1 protein-coding gene is annotated in these 1,880 nt (G+C 44.8%); it reads left to right on the top strand.

Annotated elements, in window-relative coordinates; genetic code table 11:
• Window positions 1–174: 174 nt before the first annotated feature.
• Window positions 175–1,557 carry an IS110 family RNA-guided transposase gene (locus OB236_RS16025; protein ID WP_262684896.1) on the top strand — a complete coding sequence of 461 codons (1,383 nt, stop codon included), beginning with the start codon at window positions 175–177 and terminating at the stop codon, window positions 1,555–1,557.
• Window positions 1,558–1,880 lie beyond the last annotated feature (323 nt).

Here is a 1,880-nt window from a genome sequence, read left to right as displayed (position 1 = left end):
CAGAGGTAGGTTTTCTTGAAACATAAGAATCCTTCAGCTCCGCTGAAAACTTATAAATTCTGGCGTGTAATATAGTTAAAAAAAGAGGAACTCACCCAGCGACTATCGAAGAAAAGAAGCACCTGACAAGGAAGCTTCAATCTGTACCTACCCACCACAGGAGGTTGAAGTCACATGGGGAAATCCTCACATATTCAAGGTATCAAGGGAATCAAGTTTAGTCAACAGCTTCGCGGAATCAACCTGGAACAGGTGCTCATTGTAGCCATTGATGCAGCCAAGCTTCATCAGAAAGCTCTCATATGCAATTATTTCGGTGACGTTATTGAGAGGCCTTTTTTCTTCTCAGTGAGTGAATCTGGCATGCAACTATTGCGAAAAAAAATCGATCAAGCCTGTGCTGTAGTTCAGGCCGAACGCTTATTCCTTGGCATTGAGGCCACTGGACATTACTATGAAGACATTGTGAGGGAGATGTCCAGGTATGGCTTCCACGTACAGATATTCAATCCTTACTCTACCTTCGAAGAGCGAGCCGGTGCGCTAAATTGGTGCAAGACGGATGACTTGGACTTAGTTGCCATTGCCCATGCCATTAAAAGCAACAAAGCCACCCAGATCCAGCTTCTCGAAGGTCATCATCGGCATCTGCTGGTTCTCACACGAGCCCGGCGTTCCGAGATCCGCAAACGTTCTACTTTACGTATGGAGATCCGTAACTTGATGGATATTCTTTGGCGTGAATTTCAAGGTTATGCCGATCACAGCCAAGGCAAGGCGCGTAAAATCAAAGTATTCAGTGACTTTTGGGGAAAAGCCTCCTCGTTCATGATGGAGCACTATCCCCACCCTTCCATGATCCTGCAATTGGGTGAAAAGGGACTTCGGGAGCTCTCGGTTCGGCATAACTTGAAGCTCCGTCAGAGCGCTATCCAAAAATTATTGCATGTGGCTGGGCAATCCTTATCACGTCATAAGGACGAATTACGCCCGGAATTTATGCTGCTGAACATGAAGCTGCGTGACCTAAAGGCCTTTAATTCCAAGATCGAAGCTTTGGACCAAGAGATTGAAAGCTTGTTGCTCCAAACCGATGGCAGACTACTTTTAACCGTTCCCGGCCTTGGGGTCTCAACCTCAGCTGAACTTTATGCGGAGATCGGCAATATCGATCATTTCACCCATGCCGGCCAATGGATTAAGAAAGCAGGTACGAATCCGATGATCAAGCAAACAGGCGGCCATAAAGGCTCCTATGGCCACATTTCTAAACAAGGAAATGATCATCTCCGTTATGTCGTATTCCTGGTAGGACGAAACCTTTGTTTGCATAATCAGGATTTAAAGGCTTTCTATGAACGTTTAAAAGGTCGTGGTAAGCATGAGCGTGCCATCTTCATTGCTATGGGCAACAAGATGCTTAAGATTGCATTCGCTCTGCTTCGAGACAAAGTACCCTTCCATTCTCAGATCAAGGACTATTCACTTCAAGATGAGTTGAACAAGAAATTGAAATACAACTGCTTCGTGACCCATCTGCAACGTACCGCTGCCTAAAGTTTAAGATTATGCAGAGCCGTTCTTTCTGGGACTGAGGGCAGATCGGATAAATTCTGGAGGCCCCTGGACCTCGTAAATTAGCGTTATCCTCCTCGTCCTGTAAATGCGAATTGTACGTTAGCGTAAAGTCTGCACTCAGCCAGATGGCATCGCAGGATTGAAAAACGAGGCTATATCCTTTCAAGTTTGAGAAAGTCCGGTTCTGCAAATCGCTTCCATGTCAGTTGCTAACTTTTTAAAAATATAGGTGGTTAGGTGTGTTTGAGTTACCCAAATGTCTGAAAAATTAATTTGACATAGTACGCTTATGTTATAAAAAA

The sequence above is a fragment of the Paenibacillus baimaensis genome (assembly GCF_025567575.1).
The sequence above is the reverse complement of the archived record's forward strand: the minus strand, read 5'-3'. Positions and strand labels throughout refer to the sequence as shown.

Bases quoted from the DNA above. Each gene is read 5' to 3' on its own strand.
- OB236_RS16025 (WP_262684896.1), top strand. From the start codon at position 175: ATGGGGAAATCCTCACATATTCAAGGTATCAAGGGAATCAAGTTTAGT.